The following is a 21,890-nucleotide window of genomic DNA, read 5'->3' as shown; positions in this document are numbered from 1 at the left end:
TGCAGGGCCTGGGCCATGTAGTCGGCGTACTGGCCGGCAAGGCGCGGGTACTGCGGATCGACCGAGTTGCCATCCTTGCCGTGGCAGGCGACGCAGGTGGCGATCTTCTTGGAGCCCGCGGCGGGGTCGCCGTTAGCCAGCCTGGCGTTCGAAGTAAGGTTTTTCGCCCGTGGCGTGGTCGGTAGCGTCGCGGACTTCGGTGATTTCGGGGATGCGCTCGCGCAGGGTCTTTTCCACGCCGTTCTTCAGCGTGACATCGACCATGCCGCAGCCGTGGCAACCGCCGCCGAAGCGCAGCACCACCACGCCCTCGGCCGTGACTTCGACCAGCGAAATGCGGCCGCCGTGTGAGGCGATGCCCGGGGCGATCTCGGTCTCCAGCACGTACTGCACGCGCTCGACGACACCCGCGCTTTCGCCCGGGGCCTCACCCTTGATCCGTGGTGCGCGGATGTTGAGCTGGCTACCCGTGGGGGTCATCTCGTAATCGATGTGAGCCGGATCGAGCCAGGACATGCTCGCGCTATCGACATACAGGTTGAAGCCCTGGCACTCGATGGTCCATTCATCGCCGGTGAGTTCGGCCGGCGTGCAGAATTCCAGCTCGCACTGGGCCGAAGGCGTACCGGCCGAGACGACACGCAGGCGTACGCCGAGGCCATCCTCGCCCTGCTGAGCGATCAGCCGCTGGAAATGCGCCTGGGCGCGTTCCGTGATATCGATCATGGTGACTCCGGAAAGACATGCCCGGCGCGGGGATCGCCGGGAAACAAGACCATTTTAGTACGGATTCGATCTGGGCGCGCCCTTTTGACAATTCAACCGCGACCATCGACGCTTCGCTCCTTTCCACGGTTGGACCTTCGCCATGTCGCTTTCCCCGCTTGCCACCCAGCACTGCCAGCCGCGCAAGGGCGCCGAACACGCGCTCGACCACGCCGCCATCGAGGGCTACCTGAAGGATCTGCCGGGCTGGAAGGTCAGCGCGGACGGCAAGGCGATCGTGAAGGACTTCCCGTTCAAGGACTTCCACCACACGCTGGGCTTCATCAACGCGGTAGGTTTCATGGCCAACCAGGAAGACCATCACCCGGATCTGGAAGCCGGCTATGGCCATTGCCACATCCTGTGGTCGACCCACGACGTGGGCGGCCTGTCGCTGAACGATTTCATCTGCGCCGCGCGCGTCGAGGCCCTGCTCGACCGCTGACGTGCCCTCGCGCCGCTATCGGTTGCTCGCGCTGGCGATGGCCGCCCTGGCGGTCGCCGCCTGCTTCGTGCTGCCACTGCTCGCCGCCTGGGTCGTACGTGGCGCCCTGGAAGACGGCGGCGCCGCGGATCGTGCCGCCTATGCCGCGGGGACCTCGCCCTGGTCCTGGCGCTTCGCCGACACGGAAGACATCGTCGCCGGCAAGGTCTTCGGGGATGCGGCCATCAAGGCCGATGCAAGCGGCCTGATCGTGACGCCCAAACGGACAGGCCGCGGCGAACTGGGCTTTCCGCTGAGCCGCCAGGCCGACCTGCGTCGGCTGAACCTGCTGCGGCTGGATGCGATCTCCCAGACGGGGGATATCAGCCTCGTCGTAAGGCCCACGCTGGCCGATCCGCTGGTCCGGGCCGACCTGCCGGGGCTCGCGCGGCCCATAAGGCTCGACCAGATGGCATGGCATGACGCGACGGGCAAGCCCGTCGCTCCGCCGGAGCGCGCCGCGATGTTACGCCTTGCCTTCACCCTGCCACCCGATGCCACGCTCACGCTACGTGGTGCCAGCCTCGCCCGAGCAGAAGGCCCGTTTCCGGAATCTGGCATGGCCGTACCGACGGGACTGACCGCCGAAGGCCTGCTGCGCTGGCGTGACCGCCAACGGGCGTTCGATCCACTGGTGACGTTCGGCGATTCGCCGGCCCACACGGACGCCCCCGGCGGGGCCCGCTGGATCGCGCCCGGAGCCTACGCTTTATTGCTTATCATGGCGGGCACCATAGGCTGGCGGCGCCGGGAAAGGCGCGACGCGCCGAGCGATGCTGCGGGCGCGCTGAGCCGGCGACCCCCGAGCAGATTTCGCGCCCCGAGCGATGTTGCCAACGGACTGCTCTGTCTAGTCGGCCCGCTCTGGTTTATCGCCGGCCTCGGCCTGGGCCCTCACGTAGATGCCAGCGCCGTGCCGATGTTCGCCGGCGGCGTGGTTTACGGCGCCTTCCTCACCTGGATTCGAGCGATACCCCGCTGGCATTGGCTAGGACGAGGCGGATGGCGCCTGGCCGGCTGGCCCCTGCTGGCGATTCCCGTGGCCATCGGTATCGCTGCGGTGGCTGGCCACGCGCCGATATGGCCTCCGGCGAGCCGGGCCCTTCTTTATATAGGCTGGGCGTTCTTCCAGCAGTGGCTGATGCTCGCGGTCGTCGCCGGTTTGCTAGCCCGGGCGCTGCCACGGCCGGTGGCGGTGTTGCTCGTGGCGCTGGCGTTCGCCTTGCTGCACACGCCTAACGGGTTGTTGATGCAGCTGTGCTTCGTCGCGGAACTGGGTTGGGCCTGGTGGTATCTGCACCAGCGGGCCTTGCTGCCCGTGGCGGTCGCCCACGCCGCGGCGGCTGTCGTCCTGCAAGCCTGCATGGCCGGGGGCGTACTCCGTTCTCTGGAAGTCAGCGCCCGCTTCCTCTCCTGACGCCTTGTAGGAGCGTGCTTGCGCTCGATGGGCCTTGCCGCGAGCACTCATCGCGCGCAAGCGCGCTCCTACAGGGGGCGCGGAGCCTTTAACTGCGGAGATTGTCGAGGAACGCCTTGAGATCGTCGGGTAACGGCGCGGAAAAGTCGTAGTTCTTGCCGTCAAGATCGAAGCTCATGCGGGCGGCGTGGAGAAACATACGTTTCAGGCCCTTGGCGCGCAAGCGCTTGTTAGCCTCCGGGTCGCCGTATTTCGGGTCGCCCGCTAGCGGATGGCCAACGTACTGGGCGTGGACGCGGATCTGGTGGGTACGGCCGGTGCCCAGGGTGGCGCGCATCAGGCGGCAGCCGGGATATTGCTCCACTTCCTGGAAGAAGGTGAGGGACGGCTTGCCCGCATCATCGACCCGGACCATGCGCTCGCCACCGTGCATCACCGACTTCAACAGCGGCGCGTTCACATCGAACTTCGCCTTCCGCGGGGTACCGGTCATGAGGCACAGGTACTGCTTCACCACCACGTTTTCGCGGATCAAGGCCTGGAGGCCGGTGAGGCCGGCCCGGCTCTTCGAGAAAACCAGGACGCCACTAGTGTCGCGGTCGAGGCGGTGCACCAGCTCGAGGTGTTCATTGGGGCGGGCGGCGCGCAGAAGCTCGATCGCGCCATGGCTTACCCCACTACCGCCATGGGCGGCAATGCCTACCGGCTTATCGATGACCAGGAAATGCTTGTCTTCAAAGATAATCGAGTCGGTCACGGCCTTGACCATGCCGGTCGGCGCCACGCCCTCCTCCCGTTCCGCGATGCGAACCGGCGGAATACGCAGCATGTCCCCCGCCGCGAGCCGGGTATCCGGCTTGGCGCGCTTGCCATTAATACGGACCTGGCCCGTTCTCAAAATGCGGTAGACCAGGCTCTTGGGGACCCCTTTGCACAGGGTCATCAGGGCGTTGTCCACGCGCTGGCCGTCCCTCTCAGGACCGATTTCGACCAGCCGCACACCTTGGCCGCCGTCGAGGGAAGTTGCCGTCTGCATTGATAAAACTCGAAATTGATAGGATACTCGGCGAGCGTCAGGCTCCGCTGAAGACTTATCTCTCGCGGGGTGCCGGTTCCGTCGCGTAAGGCGAGTGTCACGCTATCCCGTCCGAGGGGTCGGGAGGTGGAAGACACCCCATATCGTAATGGTTCGGGTTGCAGTTGTCCGGTTATCTGTAAGGAAACGGGTCGGCTGCAAGGTGCTTATTCACGAATCACGCCGGGACCAGGTATCGGCCCCGGAAACCATGCCGCTTAAAGCCTCACCGCTGCGGCGCGATCCCCGGCAGGCCGCCACATGGGCGCCACCGCGGCGCGCGGCCGCGCGGTTGGGCCGAGGAATCCACAATGAAGCGTATGTTGATCAACGCGACTCAGCGCGAAGAGTTGCGTGTGGCCATCGTCGATGGCCAGAACCTTTACGATCTCGATATCGAAATCCCGTCCAGGGAACAGAAAAAGGCCAACATCTACAAAGGCCGCATTACCCGCGTCGAACCGTCCCTTGAAGCCTGCTTCGTCGATTACGGCGCCGAGCGCCACGGCTTCCTGCCGCTGAAGGAAATCTCCCGCGATTACTTCAATCCGAACGCGGAAGGTAAATCGAACATCCGCGAGCTCCTGAAAGAAGGCCAGGAGATCATCGTCCAGGTCGAGAAGGAAGAACGCGGTAACAAGGGCGCTGCCCTCACCACGTTCATCAGCCTCGCCGGCCGTTACATGGTGCTGATGCCGAACAACCCGCGTGCGGGTGGTGTTTCGCGTCGCATTGAAGGCGAAGACCGCCAGGCACTGAAGGAGGCCCTCGAGCACCTCTCCGTACCTGATGAGATGGGCCTGATCGTGCGCACCGCCGGCATGGGCCGCGATGCCGAAGAGCTGCAGTGGGATCTCGATTACCTGCTCCAGCTGTGGAAATCGATTTCCTCGGCTGCCACGTCACAGAAAGCGCCGTTCCTGATCTACCAGGAATCGAAGCTGTTCATCCGCGCGCTGCGCGATTACCTGCGTAATGACATCGGCGAAATCCTCATCGACGAAGAGTCGCTGTTCAAGGATGCGCGCGATTTCGTCCAGCAGGTCATGCCGAACAACCTGCGCAAGCTCAAGCTCTACCAGGACCCGACCCCGCTGTTCTCGCGCTACCAGATCGAGACCCAGATCGAGTCCATCTTCGAGCGCAATGTCCGCCTTCCCTCGGGCGGCTCCATCGTTATCGACCAGACCGAAGCCCTCACCGCCGTCGACATCAACTCGTCGAAGGCGACCAAGGGCAGCGATATCGAAGAGACGGCCTTCAACACCAACCTTGAAGCCGCCACCGAGATCGCCCGCCAGCTGCGCATCCGCGATGCCGGCGGCCTCATCGTTATCGACTTCATCGACATGGACAGCCCGCGCCACCAGCGCGAGGTGGAAGAGCGCCTGAAGGACGCCCTGAAGGCCGACCGCGCCCGCGTCCAGATCGGCCGCATCAGCCGCTTCGGCCTGCTGGAGATGTCGCGCCAGCGCCTGCGTCCCAGCCTCGGCGAAGCCACCCAGAACGTCTGCCCGCGTTGCGAAGGCCACGGCCACATCCGCAGCGTCGAGTCGCTCGGCCTGTCGACCCTGCGCCTGATCGAAGAGCACGCGATGAAGGAAAACACCGGGCAGGTCCTGGTGCAGGCGCCGTCGTCGGTCGCCAACTTCATGCTCAACGAAAAGCGCGCCAGCGTCGTCGAGATCGAGCTGCGCCATAACGTGCACGTGGTCGTCGTCGCCGACGAAAAGCTGGAAACCCCGCACCTTGAGATCACCCGCATCCGCGAAGCGGATATGGGCGAGCACAGCAAGCCGAGCTACGAGCGCACCACCCCGGTGGTCGCCACGGCGCTGCCGAAGATGGGCCAGATGCTGGGCAGCGGCGAGCAGCCGCTGGTCACCGGCGTCGTCCCTTCCTCGCCCGCCCCGATCCGCGACGATGAAGATGAAACCGTGAGCGCCTCGGCCCAGGCCACACGCCCGGTCGCGCCCGCCGCCCCGACGGGCGGCTTCTTCTCGCGCCTGTTCAGTGGCCTGTTTGGCGGCGGCGCCAAGCCCGAGCCGGTCGCACCCGCATCGTCCCCGTCGTCCCGCCGCGAGGAATCGCGTCAGGGCAGCCGCAATGACCGTAACGACCGCAACCGTCGTGGCGAAAGTCGCGGTGAAGGTCGTGGCGAGGGCCGCGGCAAGGGCGAGCAGCGCCAGCGCAAGGACAAGTCCGACACCCAGGGTCGCCAGAACCCGAACCAGCAGCAGCCGAAGCCCAAGCAGGACAAGGGCCAGCAGCAGCGCCAGGGTGAGGAAAAGAATCGCCAGAAGGACGGCCAGCAGGCCCAGGGTGGTCGCCAGGGCGGCCGTCAGGAGCAGCAGGACAAGAACCAGGGCAACGAGAACCGCCGTCAGCAGCCGCCGCGCAACGAGCGCCAGCCGCAGGACGAGAAGGTCGAGAACGGCGATAAGGCCGCACGCCAGCCGCGCCCGCCGCGCAACCAGGCTGAAAAGCCGGCCGCTCCGGTCGTTGCCGCTGCTACGGACGAAACGCTGCTGACCGCGCCGGTCGCCGAACTACCGGTCGCTACGGGCGAGTCCGTTGAGGCCGAGACCATCGACGGTACGCCCGGCGAAGGCAACCGCGATGCCGGTGAAGGTGGCCAGCGCCGCCGCCGTGGCCGTCGTGGCGGCCGCCGCCGTCGTCGCCAGGATGACGGCACGCCGGCTGGCGCGCTCGAGGCCGACGCCGAAGGCGCCGACCTGGATGATGATGATGAGGGTGATGAGGACCTCGGCACCGGTCGCGATAGCGCCAGCGTGCCACCGGTGCTCGATACGCCGGAAGCCACGGCCAACGCCGTGAAGCTCGACGCACCGAAGACACAGGCTACACGCCCCGCCGAACCGGGCGACGAAGAGGACGTGCCTTCGGCCCTCACCCTACCCTCGCTGCCGAAGCTGCCGCCCATCCCGGGCCACAGCGTGACGCCGCCAGTCCACGCCGTGACGACGTACGAGCCGGTCTCGCCGGCCGATTCGGTCGAGGCCCGCACCAGCGAGCGCCGCCAGACGGAATCGGATGCACCGCTGAAGGCGGTCCCGGTCCCGGTCCCGGTCCCGGTTGCGGCCGAAGCCACCCCGGCGCCAACCGCCGAGCCGGTGAAGGCCGAAGCCGCCCCGATCGCCGAGCCTGTCGCTCCGGCCGTCGAGCCGGTCAAGCCGGTCGAGACACCGAAGGCCGAGGTTCGCGCCGCCGATGGGGTGGCCGAGCCGACCGTCGACGACGCCGAGGAGGCCGTCAAGGCTGCCGAAGCCAGCAAGCCGTCAGAAGCCGTCGCACCGGTCGCCGAAGCACCGAAGGTCGCCCCGGCTCCCGTGGTCGCGGCTCCAACCCCGGTTGCCGCCCCGACCCCGCCGGCCCCTGTCGAAACCCCGACCCAACCGGTCACGCCGAAGTCGCCGGACGCGTCGAATGTCTCGCACGTATCGCACACGCCGGCATCGCCGGGCGATCAGCCGACCTGGACGCCGCCTACGCAGGGCGACCTGCTGACGCGACCGCGCCACGAGCCGCACGACGGCCAGTCGTAAGCACCACACAGCGGGGAGGCCAACGGCCTCCCCGCTGCGTTATGGGGCCCATAAAAAACGCCGGGACATACGTGCCCGGCGTCATTCCCCGATGCCTTGGGTGACCCTAGTTACCGACCTGGTGGTTATGCGTATCGAGCAGCCCATGCACGGTCATCAGGTGGGCCAGGCCCACCACATGATCGACATGCAGCTTTTCCATCAGGCGCTGCTTGTAGGTGGATACCGTCTTCGGGCTTAGATTCAGGCGCTCGCCGATCGAGGTCAGCGGCATCCCGCGCACCAGCATCATCGATACCTCCATTTCGCGGGTCGATAGCGAATCGAACGGCGAATCGGAGCCATCCAGCGTGGCTAGCGCCAACTGCTGGGCCACGGTCGGCGCGAGATAGCGGCGCCCACCGGCCACCGAGCGCACGGCGGTTAGCAACTCATCCGCCGAACAGCCCTTGGTCAGGTAGCCCAGCGCACCCGCATCGAGTAAGCGCTTAGGGAATCGTGCATCGTCCACCACGGTCAGGATGACGATATTGGTACGTAACTTGGCGCGGATGACGCGCTCGGTGAGTTCCACGCCACTCATACCCGGCATGTGCACATCGACAAGGGCGATATCCGGGGACTGCGCACGGATGAGGCGCAGGCCCTCCTCCGCGGTCCCGGCCTCTCCCCTGATCCGGAGGTCGGCCTGCTGTTGCAGGATCATCCGGAAGCCGGTCCTGACCAGTTCGTGGTCGTCGACCAATACAACACTAATCATTCATTGCCCTCCCTGGGCCGACTGTACTTCTTTGCGCGCATACGGCGCGCGGCCTGCGAATGCATACAATGCCAGATTGTGCAGGCGTGACAACCAGCGCAGCCCTATCATCCGGCGTGGCCCAGCAGCGCTGTAGCGGCATTTACCGCCCGTTGTGAGGTGACACCACCTGACGTTCGTGTCATCGTCGGGCGCGAAAGCCTGTAGGCATTGGGAAGTATCATGGATGATCGTACGTACCTGCTCGGCAAGCTTGCCGCGCTGGAGTCCGCGCTGGAAGCCGCTATTTCGACCCACCCCGAACCTCGCGTGCTCACGCTTGCCGTTTGCGAAGCCATGGCAAGGCAAGCGCCAGCCCATCACGCACCAGATATCCGGGCCTTTGCGGAAGGATGGCTGGCCATCGTTACACCCTTGTTGACGATGCCTGCACACGCACCTCAATGCCGATCTGTGTTGCCGCAAGAAACGCGGCTTCAGTAAGCGCGGCTTGAGAGCCTTCTCACTCGGGGGCGTCGAGCCGGCGCTCCGGCCTCACCAGATGCGAACGCGTTCGGCCGGCGGGAGGTAAAGCCGCATGCCCGGGCCCACGCTATACGCCGCGTTCCAGCTATCCAGGTTGCGCATCGTCCAGACACGCTGCGTACCGGGCGAGTGGCCATTGGTGAGCAGGCGACGACGCAGGTCCGCATCGCGGTAGCGGTAACGCCAGAGCTGCGCCCAGCCGAGGTAGAAACGCTGATCGCCGGTAAATCCATCGATGACCGCCGCCTTGTGGCCTTCCGGGGATGCCTTGTAAGCATCGTAGGCCACGGTCAGGCCGGCGAGGTCGGCAATGTTCTCGCCCAGCGTCAGTCCGCCATTCACATGCATGCCTGGCAAGGGCTGGTACTGGTCGAACTGGTGTACCAGCACGTTAGTGCGCGATTGAAACGCTTTCAGATCGGCTGGCGTCCACCACGTTGCAAGGCGGCCACGCTCATCGTACTTCGCACCCTGGTCGTCGAATTGATGACTCAGTTCATGCCCGATCACCGCGCCGATCCCGCCGTAATTCACGGCCGCGTCGGCATGGGGATCGAAGAATGGCGGCTGCAGGATGGCGGCAGGAAAGGTGATCGCCACCGTCGGGTAATTAGCGAACGCGTCCACAGTCATCGGCGTGGCAGTCCACTCCCAGCGATCAAGGGGCTTGCCGATACGGCCAAGATCCCACGCATGGCGCCACTGCCGTGCGCGCATCGCATTGCCTGCCAGGTCATCCGCATGCATCGCCAGCGAACCATAGTCATGCCAGCGATCGGGGTAGCCGATACGCGGCGTAAAGTGTCGCAGCTTGGCATGTGCGCGCTGCTTGGTGGCGGGTGTCATCCAGTCCAGTGCATCGATACGGCGATCCATCGCAGCGATGATGCCCTTCACCATATCGAGCGCCGCGACTTTCGTCTGCGGGGTAAACCAGCGCGCCACGTAGGCCTTGCCGACATCATCGGGCACCGCCGCCACCGCGAATGCGGCCGCGCGCTCTTCCCGTGATTCACGTTGTTCGCTGCCGTCAATGACCTTGCCGTGGAAGGCGAAGTCCGCGTCGGCGACCGCGTCCGGCAAGACGTCGGCATAGGCGTGAAGCGTCTGTACAAGGAGCGCATCGCGAAGCACGGCGACAGGCGTCGCGGCGACGAGCTTGTCGATGGCAGCGATCGCGTCTGGCTGCATCACCACCACGCGCGTGGAGGGATTCGTGGCATCGCCAAGCATTCGGCCAAAACCGAGGTTCGGCGACGTCCTCTCCAACGCGTCTAGCGTCGTCGGATTATAGGTATGTGTCGCATCGCGGTTTTGCAGGGGCGTCCAGCTCACTTTTGCGATCGCGGCTTCAAAGGCCATGACGGCATCGGCGCGCTTTGCGGCGTCGCCCTGCCCCGCCAACGCGAGCATCTGCGCGATCCACGCGATGTACTTTGAGCGTGTTTCCGGCATCGGTGCGTCCGTACTGAGATAGTACGAACGATCCGGCATACCCAGGCCCGCCTGCGACACGATCGCCGTGTACACGTCCGGATTTCCATCATCGGGCTGCACATCCACAGCAATCGGCAAAGAAATGCCGAGACGCAGTGCATCAGGCAGCAAGGCGCGATAACCCGCCAGGTCGTGCACAGCGAGCACGCGATCGAGCCACGGCTCGATCGGCGTCATGCCCAGGCGCTCGACACGCGCATGGTCGAGGTAACTTGCATACGCCGCGCCCATACGGCTGGAAGGATCACGCCGCGCTGCATCCAGGATGTCGCGCACCCGCGCCGTGTTCGCATCCGCCATGCGCGTGAACAGCGACACCGTCGACCGATCGGCCGCGATCGGGGTGCTCTTCACCCAGGTGCCGTTGGCGTAGGCGTAGAAGTCATCGCCAGGGCGCACCGAACGATCCATGCCGGTTTCGTCAAAGCCAAAGCGGCCAGTTTGCGATGCTTGTGCCGAGGCCACCTCGGCTAAGCAAATCAGCGCTCCAGCAACAGCCAGCGCACGCATGTAGTGATTGATCATTCGGTCTTCCTCCCACCCCCACTTTAGACCCTTCCGCCCCACCTTTTCGCGATTTCGTCGGAAAAGGAACCCGCTCATCCCGAATGACTGGAAGACTCCGGCCACCTAATCAAGCGATGGTTTGCGGAGGCAATCATGGAACTGACGAAGGCTGCCGGGATATCGTTCCTGGCTGTACTGGCGTGCTTCGCGTTCGGCACCCCCGACGCTGCGGCGAGCGGCCGTGCAAAGGGCGATATCGGGCTGTATGTGCGCCAATGTGGCGCAGCGCTCGTATGCAATGGCTCATATCTCGTCGCTCAATCGGGGAAAGTCATCTACCAGGGCGCCGTGGGCCGGGCATCGTTCGAAGGACACAAGCGCCTGACCACTGATTTCGCGTTCGACATCGGGTCGGTCAGCAAACAGTTCACTGCGGCGGCCATCGTGAGACTGGCCGAGCAACACAAGCTCGATCTCGATGACACCGTCGCCACACATCTCCCGGGGTTTCCGTATCCCGCCGTGACGATTCGCCAGCTCCTCAATCAGACATCAGGCATACCGGATGTCATGCCGCACTACACCGAGGTGATCCTAAGCGGCACTGCAAAGGGCCCGGTCGACCTGTCCGATGTGGTCGACGTGCTAGCGGCCTCCAGGCAACCCCTCGTCGCAGTACCCGGGACGACTTTCGCTTACAGCAACACCGGCTACACACTGCTTGGAAAACTGATAACGAACGCTTCAGGCAAGAGCTATGCCGACTTCCTCCGTGACGAATTTTTCGTACCGCTCGGGATGACTCATACGTGGGTGCGCACGCCCAGCATGGAAGTGCCATCGGGTACGGATCGCGCATACGGCATGCGGGTGACAAGGAACGGCGCGCGGAAGGCGTTCGACCAGGTGCCCGGGCTCTACTTATATGGAGCCGGCGGTATTTACGCGACAACAGGTGACCTGCTGATTTGGGCGAACGCCCTGAGCCACGGAAAGGTCATGTCGACAGACCACTGGCGGGAAGCCACGGCGCCCGTGACGCTTGCCGATGGATCAAGCAGCCCCTACGGATTCGGCCTGAGCCTCAAGCCCTCGGTGCTTGGCCAAAGCAGCGTGTCGCACGGCGGCCACTGGCGAGGCTTCAAGGCAGACCTGACCGTTCTCCCCGATCAAGACACCACCATTGTCATTCTCACCAATAATGCGGAAGACGATGAAGTCGAGGATGCACGGAATGCGTTCGAGGGAATACTCCACAAGGACAGCTGACGGCCCGTCACCATGCATGGAACGACGCAAAAAACAAAACCCCGGCGCAAGGCCGGGGTTTTGTAGAAAACTGGAGCGGGAAACGAGACTCGAACTCGCGACCCCGACCTTGGCAAGGTCGTGCTCTACCAACTGAGCTATTCCCGCGTCGTGAGCCGGTCATTATAGAGATTGCCAGCGGATACGCAAGCCCCTCTACATCCCTCGCTACCAAGCCAATCTCACGGTCCTGATGTAGGCTTCGGGCATGCCCCTGACCATCCTCGCCCTGTGCATTGGCGCCATTCTCGGCACCTTGTTTCGCTATGGACTGGCGGAGGCGTTTAACGCTGCCCTCCCCTCGCTGCCTCTCGGCACCCTGGCCGCCAACCTGATTGGCGGCTTCCTGATGGGTATCGCCATTGCCGCTTTCCTCGCCTTTCCACAGATGCCGATCGCGGTGCGGCTGGGTATCTCGACCGGATTCCTTGGCGGGCTGACCACCTTCTCGACCTTTTCGGCCGAGAGCTTCCTTCTGCTTCAACGCGGTCAATACGTCGCGGTCTTCGCCCACCTGGCCGCCCATGTGCTGGGCGCCCTCGGTTGCCTGGCACTAGGCTTTGCCCTGGGTCGCGTCTTCGTGCGCTGAGCGTTTTGACGCCGCCCGCGGCCGGTCGCTAAACTGAAGGCACGGAGATGGCATGCCTCCGCGAACCGCCTTCGGGCTGATGATGCCTACGTATCCTGGGTTTCCGGGCGCGTAGGCATTCGTGTTTATGGCGTTCGGGTCCTGGGTGTTAAGACGACACCTACCGGAACCTGCATGCGACACCTGCGATCACTCGAACAATGGGAACTCCTGCCCTACATGGGCAAGTGGTTCGTCATCAGTACCGCCGCCGCGATCCTGGCCGGTACGGCCTCCGCCTTCTTTCTGCTCGCCCTGGAATGGGCGACCGCCACGCGCGAAGCACAGCCTTGGATGGTCGGCCTGCTCCCCCTCGCCGGCTTCGTCGTCGGTTGGGCCTACGACCGGGTCGGCAAGCCCGTCGAGGCCGGCAACAATCTCATCATTGACGAAATACATGACCCGAAGCGGGTCATCCCCCGCCGCATGGTGCCACTCGTATTTATCGGCACCATCGTGTCGCATCTGTTCGGCGCATCCGTCGGCCGCGAAGGCACGGCCGTGCAGATGGGTGGAGCGCTCGCCGATCAGCTCACCGGCCTCTTCCGCCTGCGCCATGACGAGCGTCGCATCCTGCTAATGGTCGGCATGAGCGGAGGCTTTGCCGCGGTGTTCGGAACGCCGCTCGCTGGTGCGCTGTTTGGCCTCGAAGTCCTGGCTATCGGGCGCCTGCGATACGACGCGTTATTCCCCTGCGTCATCGCCGCCATCGTCGCCCATCAGGTCTGCCTGGCCTGGGGCGTGCACCACACGGTGTATGGGATCGATCAGGTCAGCGCGGTGACCTTCACAACGGTACTCAGCGTCATCATGGCGGGTTTCGCCTTCGGCCTGGTTGGCCTGCTCTTCGCGACGGTCACGCATGCGATCGGTGGATGGATGAAGCGGCGCATTCCCTACGCGCCGTTCCGCCCATTGCTCGGCGGTGCAGTCATCGCCCTGTCCGTCGCTGTGCTGCACACCGAACGCTACATTGGCCTGGGCATTCCTACCATCGTCGCCGCGTTCCAGCATCCGCTGGCGCCGTGGGATTTCGCCGGGAAGTTCACCTATACGGTGGCGTCGCTCGCCTCGGGATTCAAAGGCGGTGAGGTGACACCGCTGTTCTATATCGGTGCGACGCTCGGCAACGCGCTCGCGCCCTTGCTGCATTTGCCGGTCGCGATGCTGGCCGGACTCGGATTCGTCGCTGTCTTCGCCGGTGCGGCCAACGTTCCGCTGGCATGCACTGTCATGGCCATTGAACTGTTTGGCCCCGCGATCGCGCCCTTCGCCGCGATCGCGTGCGTGGCGAGCTACATGTTCTCGGGGCACACCGGCATCTATCACGCCCAGCGCGTGGGCCAGGCCAAGCATGTGCGTCAGGTGCCTGAAGGCATGCGCCTGGCGGAGATGCGCGCCTACCGTAAGCGCCAGCCGGACGAATAGCTGGCGCTACGGTGACACCTCGTCGCTCAGGTCGCGAACACCTGGGCGATGGCAGCGGTCGGTTTGCGCAACAGCGTCTCGTTGAACGTGAGGTGCAGCCGTCCATTATCGGGATTGCCGACCAGGATATCCGCCCGCCGCGCGCGTTCACGCAGGCCATCGGCGACGGACGGTTCCAGCACCGCCGTCGCGATATTGCTGCCACGCTCGACACGCTCGATACGGATACCCGGCATGCTTCCTAGTTTGGTGAGTAGTGCATCGCCCGCCGCGCGCACGCGCGCGAAACGCTCGCCGAAGTGGTCCAGGCGCTGTAGCGCGAGGACGGCCACTGGCCAGCCGTGGTAGATCGTCCCGCCGAAGATATGTCGCACATGGCGCGCCCGATCGATGTGCACCTTGTCACCGGCAAGGATCGCGCCGAACGGGGCGCCAAGGTACTTGTAGAGTGAGACGTACACGGTATCGAAGGGCGCGGCGTAGGTCTTCGGGTCGAAGCCTTCCATACCGTACATCAGCAGCATGCGTGCGCCATCGAGGTGCATGCCGGTGCCATTCTTTTTCGCCAGGGCAGCGATGCGCAGGATGGTATCCAGCGCGATCGTCGAGCCGTCCAGGCGGCGTACCGGGCTTTCCAGCGCGATGGCACCTACCTCAAGCGGATAAGGGTCTTCAGAGCGCTGGTTGAACGCCGCTTCGATCGATGCGACCAGCGAATCACCGGTACCGCCCTCGATGGGGACCGGATTGATCCCGCTGAGCACCGGCGTCGCGTCTTCCTCGTCGCGATAGACATGGCTCTCCTTCTGCAGCAGAAGGTGGCGACGATCACCGCAGAGGATGCGGATGGCGACCTGGTTGGCCATGGTGCCGGTCGGCATGAACGCCGCATCTTCCTTGCCAAGCAGTTCGGCGAAGCGCTTCTCCAATTTGCCGACGGCGCCTTCGTGCAGATAGCTGTCACCCACCTCGGTATCGCCTGCGATCGCTTCTTCCAGTCGATGCGGCAGGTAGATCGAGCGGGTCGGGATGTCATCGCCGACCAGGGCGACGATCTTCTCCACCGCGAGAGGCTTTTCGGCCTGTGCTGGAGCGGGGGCGGCGGCGAGCCCTAACGGCGCCCCCACGGTGGCCAGGGACAGGGCGCCGAGCGGCACCGCCTGGAGGAACTCACGACGACTTACCATGGACGCCCTTCCCTTCGCTGTGGTGGGCGGAGCGTCACATGGAAGGCCTCACTCGGGCAATGGTCGGCGCATGGCCCTGAGCTCAAGGACAGCCTGGCGCGAACGTGCCTGTGCGGGGGCTGATCACGATGCGGTCGAGATCGGGAGCGTAACCCGACGAATTGCCGAGCTGGAGGGTGTTGTTGCCCTTGAGCAGCGGCACCTGAAGCACCCGGGCGACCGGATCGTCGAAGCTGCTTCCATCGAGATCGAGCGGCTGCGGATTACGCCCGTTCACCGTGAGGAACAGCGTGCGCGGACCCTTCGTCGCATAATCGATCTCGAGCTGGTAGACGCCGGCACGCGGAACGCTGACGTTAGTGAAGGTCACGGCATTCGCCGCGCCCGCACCGATATTGCCGGCTTTCGCCAGCCCCGAGAAGTAGTTGCTGAAACCCGCCGTGACAGTGCCGCCTAGCGTCGCCGCCTCGGCTTCGTACACGCTGGCGACAGGCGCCGGCACGCCCTGGCCATCGCGGATCACGATGCGGTCCAGATCCGGCGGGTAGCTCACGTCGTTACCGAAGCGGATGCGGTTCACACCGCGGCGCAGGCACACCGGCAGCGTGCTCGAGGAAGGTAGCTGGAAGCTACCGCCGCCGGAATTGAACGTGTGGTACGGGCCATCGTTGATGCGGTAGAGATACGAGCGCAAGCCTTGCGTGAGCGAATCCACCTGCATCAGGTAGACGCCATCGCGCGGCACGCTGATGTTGTTGAAGGACACGGTGTTGTTGGTACCCAGGCCGAGTCCACCGACTTTGTTACCCGATGAGCAGCCGTTGCAGGCAAATACCTGGGCGGTACCTGCCAGCGCTCCGGCCTCGGCTTCGTACGCGGTGGATGCGCCCGACGGCACCTGCCCCGGTAAGCGTTCCACCAGCAGCAGTTGCGTGCCGTGCGCAGGCAAGATCACATCGTGCTGAATCACCGACGGGCCGAGTTCCTTATGCGCCCAAAGATCACGCACGCGCAGCGCGCCCACGCTACCGAGCAACCGCCATGGCAAGGTCACGGTGGCCGGTGCCGCGTTCATGTTGAACAGCGCCACGTAGGATCGGCCATTGCCAAGGTCGCTGACCCACACCTGATGATCGCCACCCAGCACCTGTCGCGCGGGGTGACCGGATTGATCGACAGCCAGCACTTCATCGTTCGTCGCGATACGCAGGCCGTCCGGGTCGACCTTGGTCAGGTCGCCACCGAGGTACAACGGTGCGTTGGCCATGGACCAGATCGTCATCGCCGAGCGCTTCTCATCGAGCGTGAGGCCATCCAGCTCGCCATCGGCGATATCCAGCGTATCGAGATCGTTCCAGCCCTTGGTCGGACCAGCCGCGTCCTGCCAAGAGGGGAGATCGCGAAAACGTTTCTCGATGCGCGGCCAGTTGGTCAGAGTGGCGCAGCGCCCTTCGCATTCCACGTCATCGTCGATGCGGCGCGCGTTAGCCCAACCGGACCAGATGTTGTTGTAATCCTTGTCGACCTGCCAGGAGACCGTGAACCACATGGGCCGGCCACTCTTGGCGATGGCCTTGGACCACGCGACCACATCGTCGCGGTTATCGATACTCAGATCGTCGCTGTACGAGCCCGGGGTCACGCCATCGAGCTTGATGAAATCGACGCCCCAGGCGGCGAAGAGCGCGACCACGGAATCCATGTATTCCTGCGCGCCAGGCTTCGAAAAATCGATCTTGTAGTGGTACGGCGATTCACCCGGGCCACCGAATGCGTTACCCGCACGGTGCGGCAGCGCGAGGATGTCCTGGATGTGCTTGTCGGTGCCGAGGATCGGTGAGTTCGCCTGCACCGCGGGTTCTTCGACGCCGGGAATCCAGTAGATGCCGGCCTTCTGCCCGTTGGCGTGGATATGGTCGATCAACGCCTTGATGTCGGGAAACGTATTCGCGTCAGGAATGGGACGCCCGTTCGCGTCGAACGCGCCCATCCACCCCGAATCCAGGTTGATGTAGGTGTAGCCATGCGCCTGCAGACCCGACGACGCCAGCGCGTCGGATTGCTTCAGCATGTTGGCCTGGGTCAGGAACGTGGGATCGATCGTCTGTTGGCTGAAACTGCTCCAGCCGAGGTACGGCCGTTGGGCTACCCCGTTGACCTGGGCGGTGGCGGTGCTGGCCAGGGCGGTAAGGCCACAAGCCAGGGCGAGATGGCGGAGCGACGGAACATGGCGTACAGGCACGGCGCGACTCCTTGCGGGGGGAAACTAGTGCTTGTCGAACACGACTCCTGCGGCGTCGAAATCGCCCTTGATCTGCAGGTCGATGCCGTGTTCCATCCAGTACGCGCCGCTGGCGATCTCCGGCGTACCAGGTGCCGCGGAACCGTGGATGAAGTGCATGCGGTAGCGAGCGGTGGCGTCGAGGCCCTGCAGGCGTAGCGTCGGGAACGCCCGCGCCTCCTGGCCATCACGCTGGAAGGCGAACAGCACGGCCTGCTTGCGGTCGGCCGAGACCGAGCTCGTCGCGGACCACGACGCGCGGCCCTGCGGCGAAATCAGGCGGTAAAGCTCACCCCGCTGCACGGTGGCGCGGATCGCCTTGTAATCGGTGATGTACTGGCGCGCGGTGGCGTTGTCGGTGTCTGTCCATTCAAGCAGGTTGGCGCCAATACCCAGGCCGCCCTGCATGGCCGACAGGAAGCGGAAATCGAGCGACAAGGCGCGCTTGTTCACCCAGGAAGGCGAAGCGGTGACCCACGCCATCATCGTCGCCGGGGCATAGGCCTGGCTAAAGCCATCCTGGATCGACAAGCGATCGGAAGCGTCCGTGTTGTCGGAAGGCCACACTTCATCGGTCAGCGCCATCACGCCGAGATCGACGCGTGCACCACCGCCGGAGCACGATTCAATCTCCACGCCGGGATGCTTCTCGCGCAGGCGGCGCAGGATGTCGTAAAGGTTCCGCGTATACGCGACATAGACCTTCTGCTGCTCATCCGGCGACATCTGCGGCCAGCCCGGCTCGGACCAGTTGCGGTTGTAGTCCCACTTGAGGAACTGGATGTCGTTCTCACGGAGCAGCGTGTCGAGCACTTCAAAGACGTGGTCCTTCACGTCCTGGCGCGCGAGGTTGAGCACCAGCTGGTTACGGCCCTCGCTGCGCTGGCGATCGTTGAAGTTGAGCACCCAGTCCGGATGCGCACGGTAGAGGTCGCTATCCGGATTGACCATCTCCGGCTCGACCCACAGACCGAAACTCATGCCCAGGTTGTGCACCTTGTCGATCAGCGGCTTCAGGCCGTTGGGGAATTTGGTCCGGTTTACGGTCCAGTCGCCAAGGCCGGCGTGGTCGCTGTTGCGTGCGCCGAACCAGCCATCGTCAACGACGAACCGTTCGATGCCGAGCTTTGCAGCGCGTTCCGCGAGCTTGACCTGGCCCGCCTCATCCACCTTGAATTCGGTCGCTTCCCACGAGTTGTAGAGGACGGGGCGGAGTTTGGCGGCATCACCGTCCGGGAGGATGCGGTTGCGCTCAAAACGATGCAGCAAGCGCGATGCTTCGCCCATGCCATCGCTCGTGTAGCCGCCGTAGAACACCGGCGTATCGAGCGCTTCGCCTGGCTTCAGGCGGTATCCGAAATCGAACGGGTTGTAGCCACCGGTGACACGCACCTGGCCCAGGATGTCCTCGTCCACGCGGATGCTCCACGAACCACTCCATGCGAGCGCGCCGAACCACACATCCCCTTGCTCTTCGTTCCATGCGCCACCGCGGTTGATCGCGAACCACGGATTGTTCTCGTCACCGGTGGAACCGCGGCGGCTTTCCAGCACGGTCGCACCAGGCGTGATCGCGCGCGTCTGCAGGTGCCATTCGCCGGCCCAGGTGCCCGTCAGGTAGCGCAATGAATAGTCACTGCCCGCGGGCAGGCTCCAGGTCGCCGCAGCGGCGCTATCGATCGTCAGCGCTTGCTTGCTCGCATTCTCGATGTGCGCGGAGCGGCCGATCACGCCCGTGGCTTCGTCGGCGGTGTAGCGCAGCGTGACGTCCACGCCGGCCTGTTTGTCGCGCAGCAGGATGGCGAGCGCTCCGTGGTCGATCCGGTAGCTGTCGTAACGGAGGATCAGGTCACGATTGCCATCGTCGAACTTCACCTTGAGCGCAGGCATCGCGGTGATATTGCCACCCCACCCCGCGTATTCCTGGCGCGAGAGCGCTCCCTTGGGATCGAAGGATGAGCGCTCCGGTGCCGGCACGGCCGGGCCCAGCGGATCGTCCGCCGCCAGTCGCGCGCCCCAGTACAGCGTCTGCAGGCGGCCGTCGGGATCCACGCCCATGGCGTAGGTGACCTTGCCGGCGTCGAGCCGGAAGACATGCGCGGCCGCGTCATAGCGTGGCGTAGCGTCACGCGGCGCGGGAGCGGCGGCCAGCGGGGCGGCGAAGGCGGCGGCCAGGGCAAGGGCGAGCCGGGTGGTGGTGACGTGCTGCTTCAAGATCATGACCCCTCTTCGGAAACACGGAATGCAAAGGATCGTGCCAACGCCTGCCCAGGCGCCAGCACGGTCATGCCGTTGGCGGCGGCGCCACCCGGCAGGTTGACGGCGTTGACCGGATGGTCGACGGGCTCGAAACAAAAAAAGCTCTCGCCCTCAGGCACGTAGAGGATGTACGTATCTACGTCGGCCGTGATGTCCAGGCTCAGCCCTTTGAGCGGCCAGGAGATGCGCGCCGCACCGGACCAGCCCTGGAAGCCGTTGTTGAGCCCGCCCTCGGGGAGCGCGGCATCGGAAGAAAAATCCCACGCCGGCGGCACCGTGTGGCGGGCGACCGGAATAAGGTTCCGTTCGTCATTGCGCCACACGGTGCGCGCCGGGGCGTGCAGGCGCACGCTGCCGTGGCGGGGAAAGAAAGGGTGCAGGCCCAGGCCGAAGGGCAACGTGGCCTTGCCGGTATGGGTGACCGAGAGTTCGACACGCAGGGTGTCGCTCTCCAGGTAGTACGCGAGGCGGGCGCGATAGTCGTAGGCGCCTTCCACCGCGTCGCGTAGGGAAAGCACGGCGACATCGGCCTCGTGGCGTTCCACCTGCCAGGAGCGCTGCCAGCCGGTGCCGTGGATGGGGTAGGCATCGTCCGCGCGGTTTGGCGTGAGAAGGGTTCGCTCGCCGTCGTGGGTGAAGCCACCGCCGGTGATGCGGTTGCTCCACGGGATGAGGGGGTAGCAGGCCAGGAGATTCGGGTCGTTGTCGTTGTCGTTGTCGTTGCGGCTGTCGCGCGCAAGCGCGCTCCTGCGGGGGTGGGGGCGCATGATCTCTACGCGCCCCGTACCGGTTAGCCAGTCGAGGCTTGCAACCCCGCCACCCAGGTCGGGCAGCAAGGTCACGGCGAGCCGGTCATTGGCCAGCTCGAGCATGTCAGACTCCCCCGACGGCATGGTGAGCCAATTGTAGTATTTAATTATTATCCGACATCAAGCTGCGGCGCAGCATGAGCCACGGCTCCCTGTAGGAGCGCGCTTGCGCGCGACATCTTTCGCCTCACTACCCATGACTTGCAGCTCTTCCGCCAACAGGGATCGCGCGCAAGCGCGCTCCTACAGGGTTAGCGGCGGCGGCGGATGTTGCGACGGGACGCCTCCACCATGTCGAACATGGCTTCGCGCGCGGCTTCCGGCTGTTTGCGGCGGATCGCCTCTAACACCTTCTCGTGCTGTGGCAGGGCCGCCTTGAAATCGACCGCCTTGCGCGCCGAGAGGAGGAAATACTGGCCCAGGGCGGTTTCGATCACGGTGAACAACGACACCATGAGTTCGTTGTTGGTGGCCTTGAGCATGGTCTCGTGAAACATGAGGTCGGCTTGCGCCCATGCGTCCAGATCCTCCGCCGCGGCCATCGCGCCGTAAGCCTGTTTCAAGGCGTCGAGCTGTGCTGTCGTGCGCCGCTTGGCGGCGGCGGCCGCCGCGCCAGGCTCGATCAGCTCACGCATTTCCACGAGCTTCTCGACAAAGTCATCCGTGGGCATCGAGGCGCAGCGCCACGCCAGTACGTCCTGGTCGAGTTGCTTCCAGTGGCTGGCCTCACGAACGCGGGCACCCGTTCTCTGGCGGGATTCGATGAGGCCCTTGGCCACCAGTACCTTCATGGCCTCGCGCAGTGCCGTGCGGCTTACGTTGAGCTTTTCCGCAAGCAAATCCTCACGCGGCAGACCCTCGCCCGGCGCTAACTTCCCGCTCACGATGAGCTGGCCCAACTGGTTGACTACCTGGCTGTGCAGGTTGCGTGCTACCACGGGCTTCAATGGGGGGCGCTCCTCGTCTGGACGCCCACACGGTATTCGTCAGCCAGCGGCGTGGCAAGGCGGTTGCATGCCGCATGCGGTCAGTGCTGCTTCGCATCCGCCGCGCGTTGCGCATCGGTGCTCGAGTTCGTGCCCTGCCCTTTGGGCGTGCTCGGCACAGGCGAGCCATATTCGTCTTTCTTCCTCGGATCCCGGGAATGGGTCGTATTCATGGGGTCGTTCCAGTGCTCGTTTTGCTCGTGCTCCTTTGAGGCCGCGGTTTCGTGGACCGTTTGCGGAGCCGAGTTCGCTGTCTGCGATTTTGTTTCTATCGGAGACCCGCCATAAGAGTCCCATTCGGGCGAGTTTCACCCGGACAAAACAAATGTGGAGGCTGACAGAGCAACCTGCCGAACTTTCATATAACTGCCGCATTACAGCGATAAATGGCTCGGGTATAACGGTCCG

The 21,890-nt window shown here is 64.5% G+C and carries 18 protein-coding genes, 1 tRNA gene and 1 riboswitch; of the genes, 7 read left to right on the top strand and 12 right to left on the bottom strand.

Annotation, left to right across the window (positions count from 1 at the left end; genetic code table 11):
• Positions 1–140 (bottom strand): c-type cytochrome (locus VGN46_RS17395; protein ID WP_331645527.1); only part of this gene is annotated, 140 nt, incomplete at its 3' end.
• On the bottom strand, positions 133–726 hold the full coding sequence (locus VGN46_RS17390; RefSeq protein WP_331645519.1) for an NfuA family Fe-S biogenesis protein: 594 nt from the start codon (positions 724–726) through the stop codon (positions 133–135). The genes VGN46_RS17390 and VGN46_RS17395, both read right to left, overlap by 8 nt.
• 142 nt (positions 727–868) lie before the next feature.
• Here VGN46_RS17390 and VGN46_RS17385 point away from each other — a divergent pair, with 142 nt between their 5' ends.
• Both VGN46_RS17385 and VGN46_RS17380 read left to right on the top strand, forming a co-directional pair.
• Complete coding sequence (locus VGN46_RS17385; protein WP_331645517.1) at positions 869–1,210, top strand: 4a-hydroxytetrahydrobiopterin dehydratase; 342 nt, start codon at positions 869–871, stop codon at positions 1,208–1,210.
• 67 nt (positions 1,211–1,277) lie between these two features.
• Complete coding sequence (locus VGN46_RS17380; RefSeq protein WP_331645515.1) at positions 1,278–2,666, top strand: type II CAAX prenyl endopeptidase Rce1 family protein; 1,389 nt, start codon at positions 1,278–1,280, stop codon at positions 2,664–2,666.
• Positions 2,667–2,754: 88 nt separating this feature from the next.
• On the opposite strand, the gene VGN46_RS17375 is transcribed toward VGN46_RS17380, so the two are convergent.
• Positions 2,755–3,702, bottom strand: a complete 948-nt coding sequence (locus tag VGN46_RS17375; protein ID WP_331645513.1) for an RluA family pseudouridine synthase — start codon at positions 3,700–3,702, stop codon at positions 2,755–2,757.
• A 350-nt stretch (positions 3,703–4,052) separates the two neighbouring features.
• On the opposite strand from VGN46_RS17375, the gene rne reads away from it, so the two are divergent.
• A complete protein-coding gene (rne, locus tag VGN46_RS17370; protein WP_331645511.1) occupies positions 4,053–7,307 on the top strand; it encodes a ribonuclease E in 3,255 nt (1,084 codons plus the stop codon).
• Positions 7,308–7,413: 106 nt separating this feature from the next.
• Here rne and VGN46_RS17365 read toward each other — a convergent pair whose 3' ends face one another.
• The gene (locus VGN46_RS17365; protein WP_247434994.1) at positions 7,414–8,067 is read right to left on the bottom strand and encodes a response regulator; all 654 of its coding nucleotides are present in this window, start codon (positions 8,065–8,067) and stop codon (positions 7,414–7,416) included.
• A gap of 222 nt (positions 8,068–8,289) precedes the next feature.
• Here VGN46_RS17365 and VGN46_RS17360 point away from each other — a divergent pair, with 222 nt between their 5' ends.
• Positions 8,290–8,550: a hypothetical protein gene (locus tag VGN46_RS17360; protein ID WP_331645507.1), complete on the top strand. Its 261-nt coding sequence runs from the start codon at positions 8,290–8,292 to the stop codon at positions 8,548–8,550.
• A 51-nt stretch (positions 8,551–8,601) separates the two neighbouring features.
• On the opposite strand, the gene VGN46_RS17355 is transcribed toward VGN46_RS17360, so the two are convergent.
• Positions 8,602–10,614 carry a M13 family metallopeptidase gene (locus VGN46_RS17355; protein ID WP_331645505.1) on the bottom strand — a complete coding sequence of 671 codons (2,013 nt, stop codon included), beginning with the start codon at positions 10,612–10,614 and terminating at the stop codon, positions 8,602–8,604.
• A gap of 135 nt (positions 10,615–10,749) precedes the next feature.
• On the opposite strand from VGN46_RS17355, the gene VGN46_RS17350 reads away from it, so the two are divergent.
• On the top strand, positions 10,750–11,865 hold the full coding sequence (locus VGN46_RS17350; RefSeq protein WP_331645504.1) for a serine hydrolase domain-containing protein: 1,116 nt from the start codon (positions 10,750–10,752) through the stop codon (positions 11,863–11,865).
• A gap of 71 nt (positions 11,866–11,936) precedes the next feature.
• Here the strand turns inward: VGN46_RS17350 and VGN46_RS17345 are convergent.
• Positions 11,937–12,012 (bottom strand) — tRNA-Gly (locus VGN46_RS17345).
• 100 nt (positions 12,013–12,112) lie between these two features.
• On the opposite strand from VGN46_RS17345, the gene crcB reads away from it, so the two are divergent.
• Together crcB and VGN46_RS17335 are read left to right on the top strand one after the other, a co-directional pair.
• Positions 12,113–12,493: a fluoride efflux transporter CrcB gene (gene crcB, locus VGN46_RS17340; RefSeq protein ID WP_331645502.1), complete on the top strand. Its 381-nt coding sequence runs from the start codon at positions 12,113–12,115 to the stop codon at positions 12,491–12,493.
• A gap of 34 nt (positions 12,494–12,527) precedes the next feature.
• Positions 12,528–12,589: riboswitch (Fluoride riboswitch) on the top strand.
• Between the two features lie 78 nt (positions 12,590–12,667).
• Positions 12,668–13,960 (top strand): voltage-gated chloride channel family protein, encoded by a 1,293-nt coding sequence (locus tag VGN46_RS17335; protein ID WP_331645499.1) that lies wholly within the window; start codon positions 12,668–12,670, stop codon positions 13,958–13,960.
• A gap of 26 nt (positions 13,961–13,986) precedes the next feature.
• Here the strand turns inward: VGN46_RS17335 and VGN46_RS17330 are convergent, their stop codons facing one another.
• The 6 genes from VGN46_RS17330 to VGN46_RS17305 all read right to left on the bottom strand — a co-directional run bounded on the left by VGN46_RS17330 (position 13,987) and on the right by VGN46_RS17305 (position 21,655).
• Positions 13,987–15,147 carry a threonine aldolase family protein gene (locus VGN46_RS17330; protein ID WP_331645497.1) on the bottom strand — a complete coding sequence of 387 codons (1,161 nt, stop codon included), beginning with the start codon at positions 15,145–15,147 and terminating at the stop codon, positions 13,987–13,989.
• Positions 15,148–15,229: 82 nt separating this feature from the next.
• On the bottom strand, positions 15,230–17,389 hold the full coding sequence (locus VGN46_RS17325) for an alpha-galactosidase D (protein ID WP_331645494.1): 2,160 nt from the start codon (positions 17,387–17,389) through the stop codon (positions 15,230–15,232).
• A 24-nt stretch (positions 17,390–17,413) separates the two neighbouring features.
• The gene (locus tag VGN46_RS17320) at positions 17,414–19,648 is read right to left on the bottom strand and encodes an alpha-galactosidase (protein ID WP_331645493.1); all 2,235 of its coding nucleotides are present in this window, start codon (positions 19,646–19,648) and stop codon (positions 17,414–17,416) included.
• Complete coding sequence (locus VGN46_RS17315; protein WP_331645491.1) at positions 19,645–20,559, bottom strand: aldose 1-epimerase; 915 nt, start codon at positions 20,557–20,559, stop codon at positions 19,645–19,647. Before VGN46_RS17315 ends, VGN46_RS17320 begins: the two co-directional genes overlap by 4 nt.
• A gap of 188 nt (positions 20,560–20,747) precedes the next feature.
• Positions 20,748–21,434 carry a FadR/GntR family transcriptional regulator gene (locus VGN46_RS17310; RefSeq protein WP_331645525.1) on the bottom strand — a complete coding sequence of 229 codons (687 nt, stop codon included), beginning with the start codon at positions 21,432–21,434 and terminating at the stop codon, positions 20,748–20,750.
• A gap of 89 nt (positions 21,435–21,523) precedes the next feature.
• A complete protein-coding gene (locus tag VGN46_RS17305; protein WP_331645489.1) occupies positions 21,524–21,655 on the bottom strand; it encodes a hypothetical protein in 132 nt (43 codons plus the stop codon).
• Between the last annotated feature and the right edge of the window lie 235 nt (positions 21,656–21,890).

It is taken from the genome of Luteibacter sp. (genome assembly GCF_036500425.1).
Taxonomy (GTDB): Bacteria; Pseudomonadota; Gammaproteobacteria; order Xanthomonadales; family Rhodanobacteraceae; genus Luteibacter.
This window is presented reverse-complemented; position numbering and strand designations above follow the sequence as displayed.

What these genes read in the sequence shown, in the direction of transcription:
- VGN46_RS17390 (WP_331645519.1), bottom strand. Translation starts at nt 726, where the DNA reads ATGATCGATATCACGGAACGCGCCCAGGCGCATTTCCAGCGGCTGATC.
- rne (WP_331645511.1), top strand. Translation starts at nt 4,053, where the DNA reads ATGAAGCGTATGTTGATCAACGCGACTCAGCGCGAAGAGTTGCGTGTG.
- VGN46_RS17350 (WP_331645504.1), top strand. Translation starts at nt 10,750, where the DNA reads ATGGAACTGACGAAGGCTGCCGGGATATCGTTCCTGGCTGTACTGGCG.
- crcB (WP_331645502.1), top strand. Translation starts at nt 12,113, where the DNA reads ATGCCCCTGACCATCCTCGCCCTGTGCATTGGCGCCATTCTCGGCACC.
- VGN46_RS17330 (WP_331645497.1), bottom strand. Translation starts at nt 15,147, where the DNA reads ATGGTAAGTCGTCGTGAGTTCCTCCAGGCGGTGCCGCTCGGCGCCCTG.
- VGN46_RS17315 (WP_331645491.1), bottom strand. Translation starts at nt 20,559, where the DNA reads ATGCTCGAGCTGGCCAATGACCGGCTCGCCGTGACCTTGCTGCCCGAC.
- VGN46_RS17335 (WP_331645499.1), top strand. Translation starts at nt 12,668, where the DNA reads ATGCGACACCTGCGATCACTCGAACAATGGGAACTCCTGCCCTACATG.
- VGN46_RS17355 (WP_331645505.1), bottom strand. Translation starts at nt 10,614, where the DNA reads ATGATCAATCACTACATGCGTGCGCTGGCTGTTGCTGGAGCGCTGATT.
- VGN46_RS17320 (WP_331645493.1), bottom strand. Translation starts at nt 19,648, where the DNA reads ATGATCTTGAAGCAGCACGTCACCACCACCCGGCTCGCCCTTGCCCTG.
- VGN46_RS17305 (WP_331645489.1), bottom strand. Translation starts at nt 21,655, where the DNA reads ATGAATACGACCCATTCCCGGGATCCGAGGAAGAAAGACGAATATGGC.
- VGN46_RS17375 (WP_331645513.1), bottom strand. Translation starts at nt 3,702, where the DNA reads ATGCAGACGGCAACTTCCCTCGACGGCGGCCAAGGTGTGCGGCTGGTC.
- VGN46_RS17385 (WP_331645517.1), top strand. Translation starts at nt 869, where the DNA reads ATGTCGCTTTCCCCGCTTGCCACCCAGCACTGCCAGCCGCGCAAGGGC.
- VGN46_RS17365 (WP_247434994.1), bottom strand. Translation starts at nt 8,067, where the DNA reads ATGATTAGTGTTGTATTGGTCGACGACCACGAACTGGTCAGGACCGGC.
- VGN46_RS17360 (WP_331645507.1), top strand. Translation starts at nt 8,290, where the DNA reads ATGGATGATCGTACGTACCTGCTCGGCAAGCTTGCCGCGCTGGAGTCC.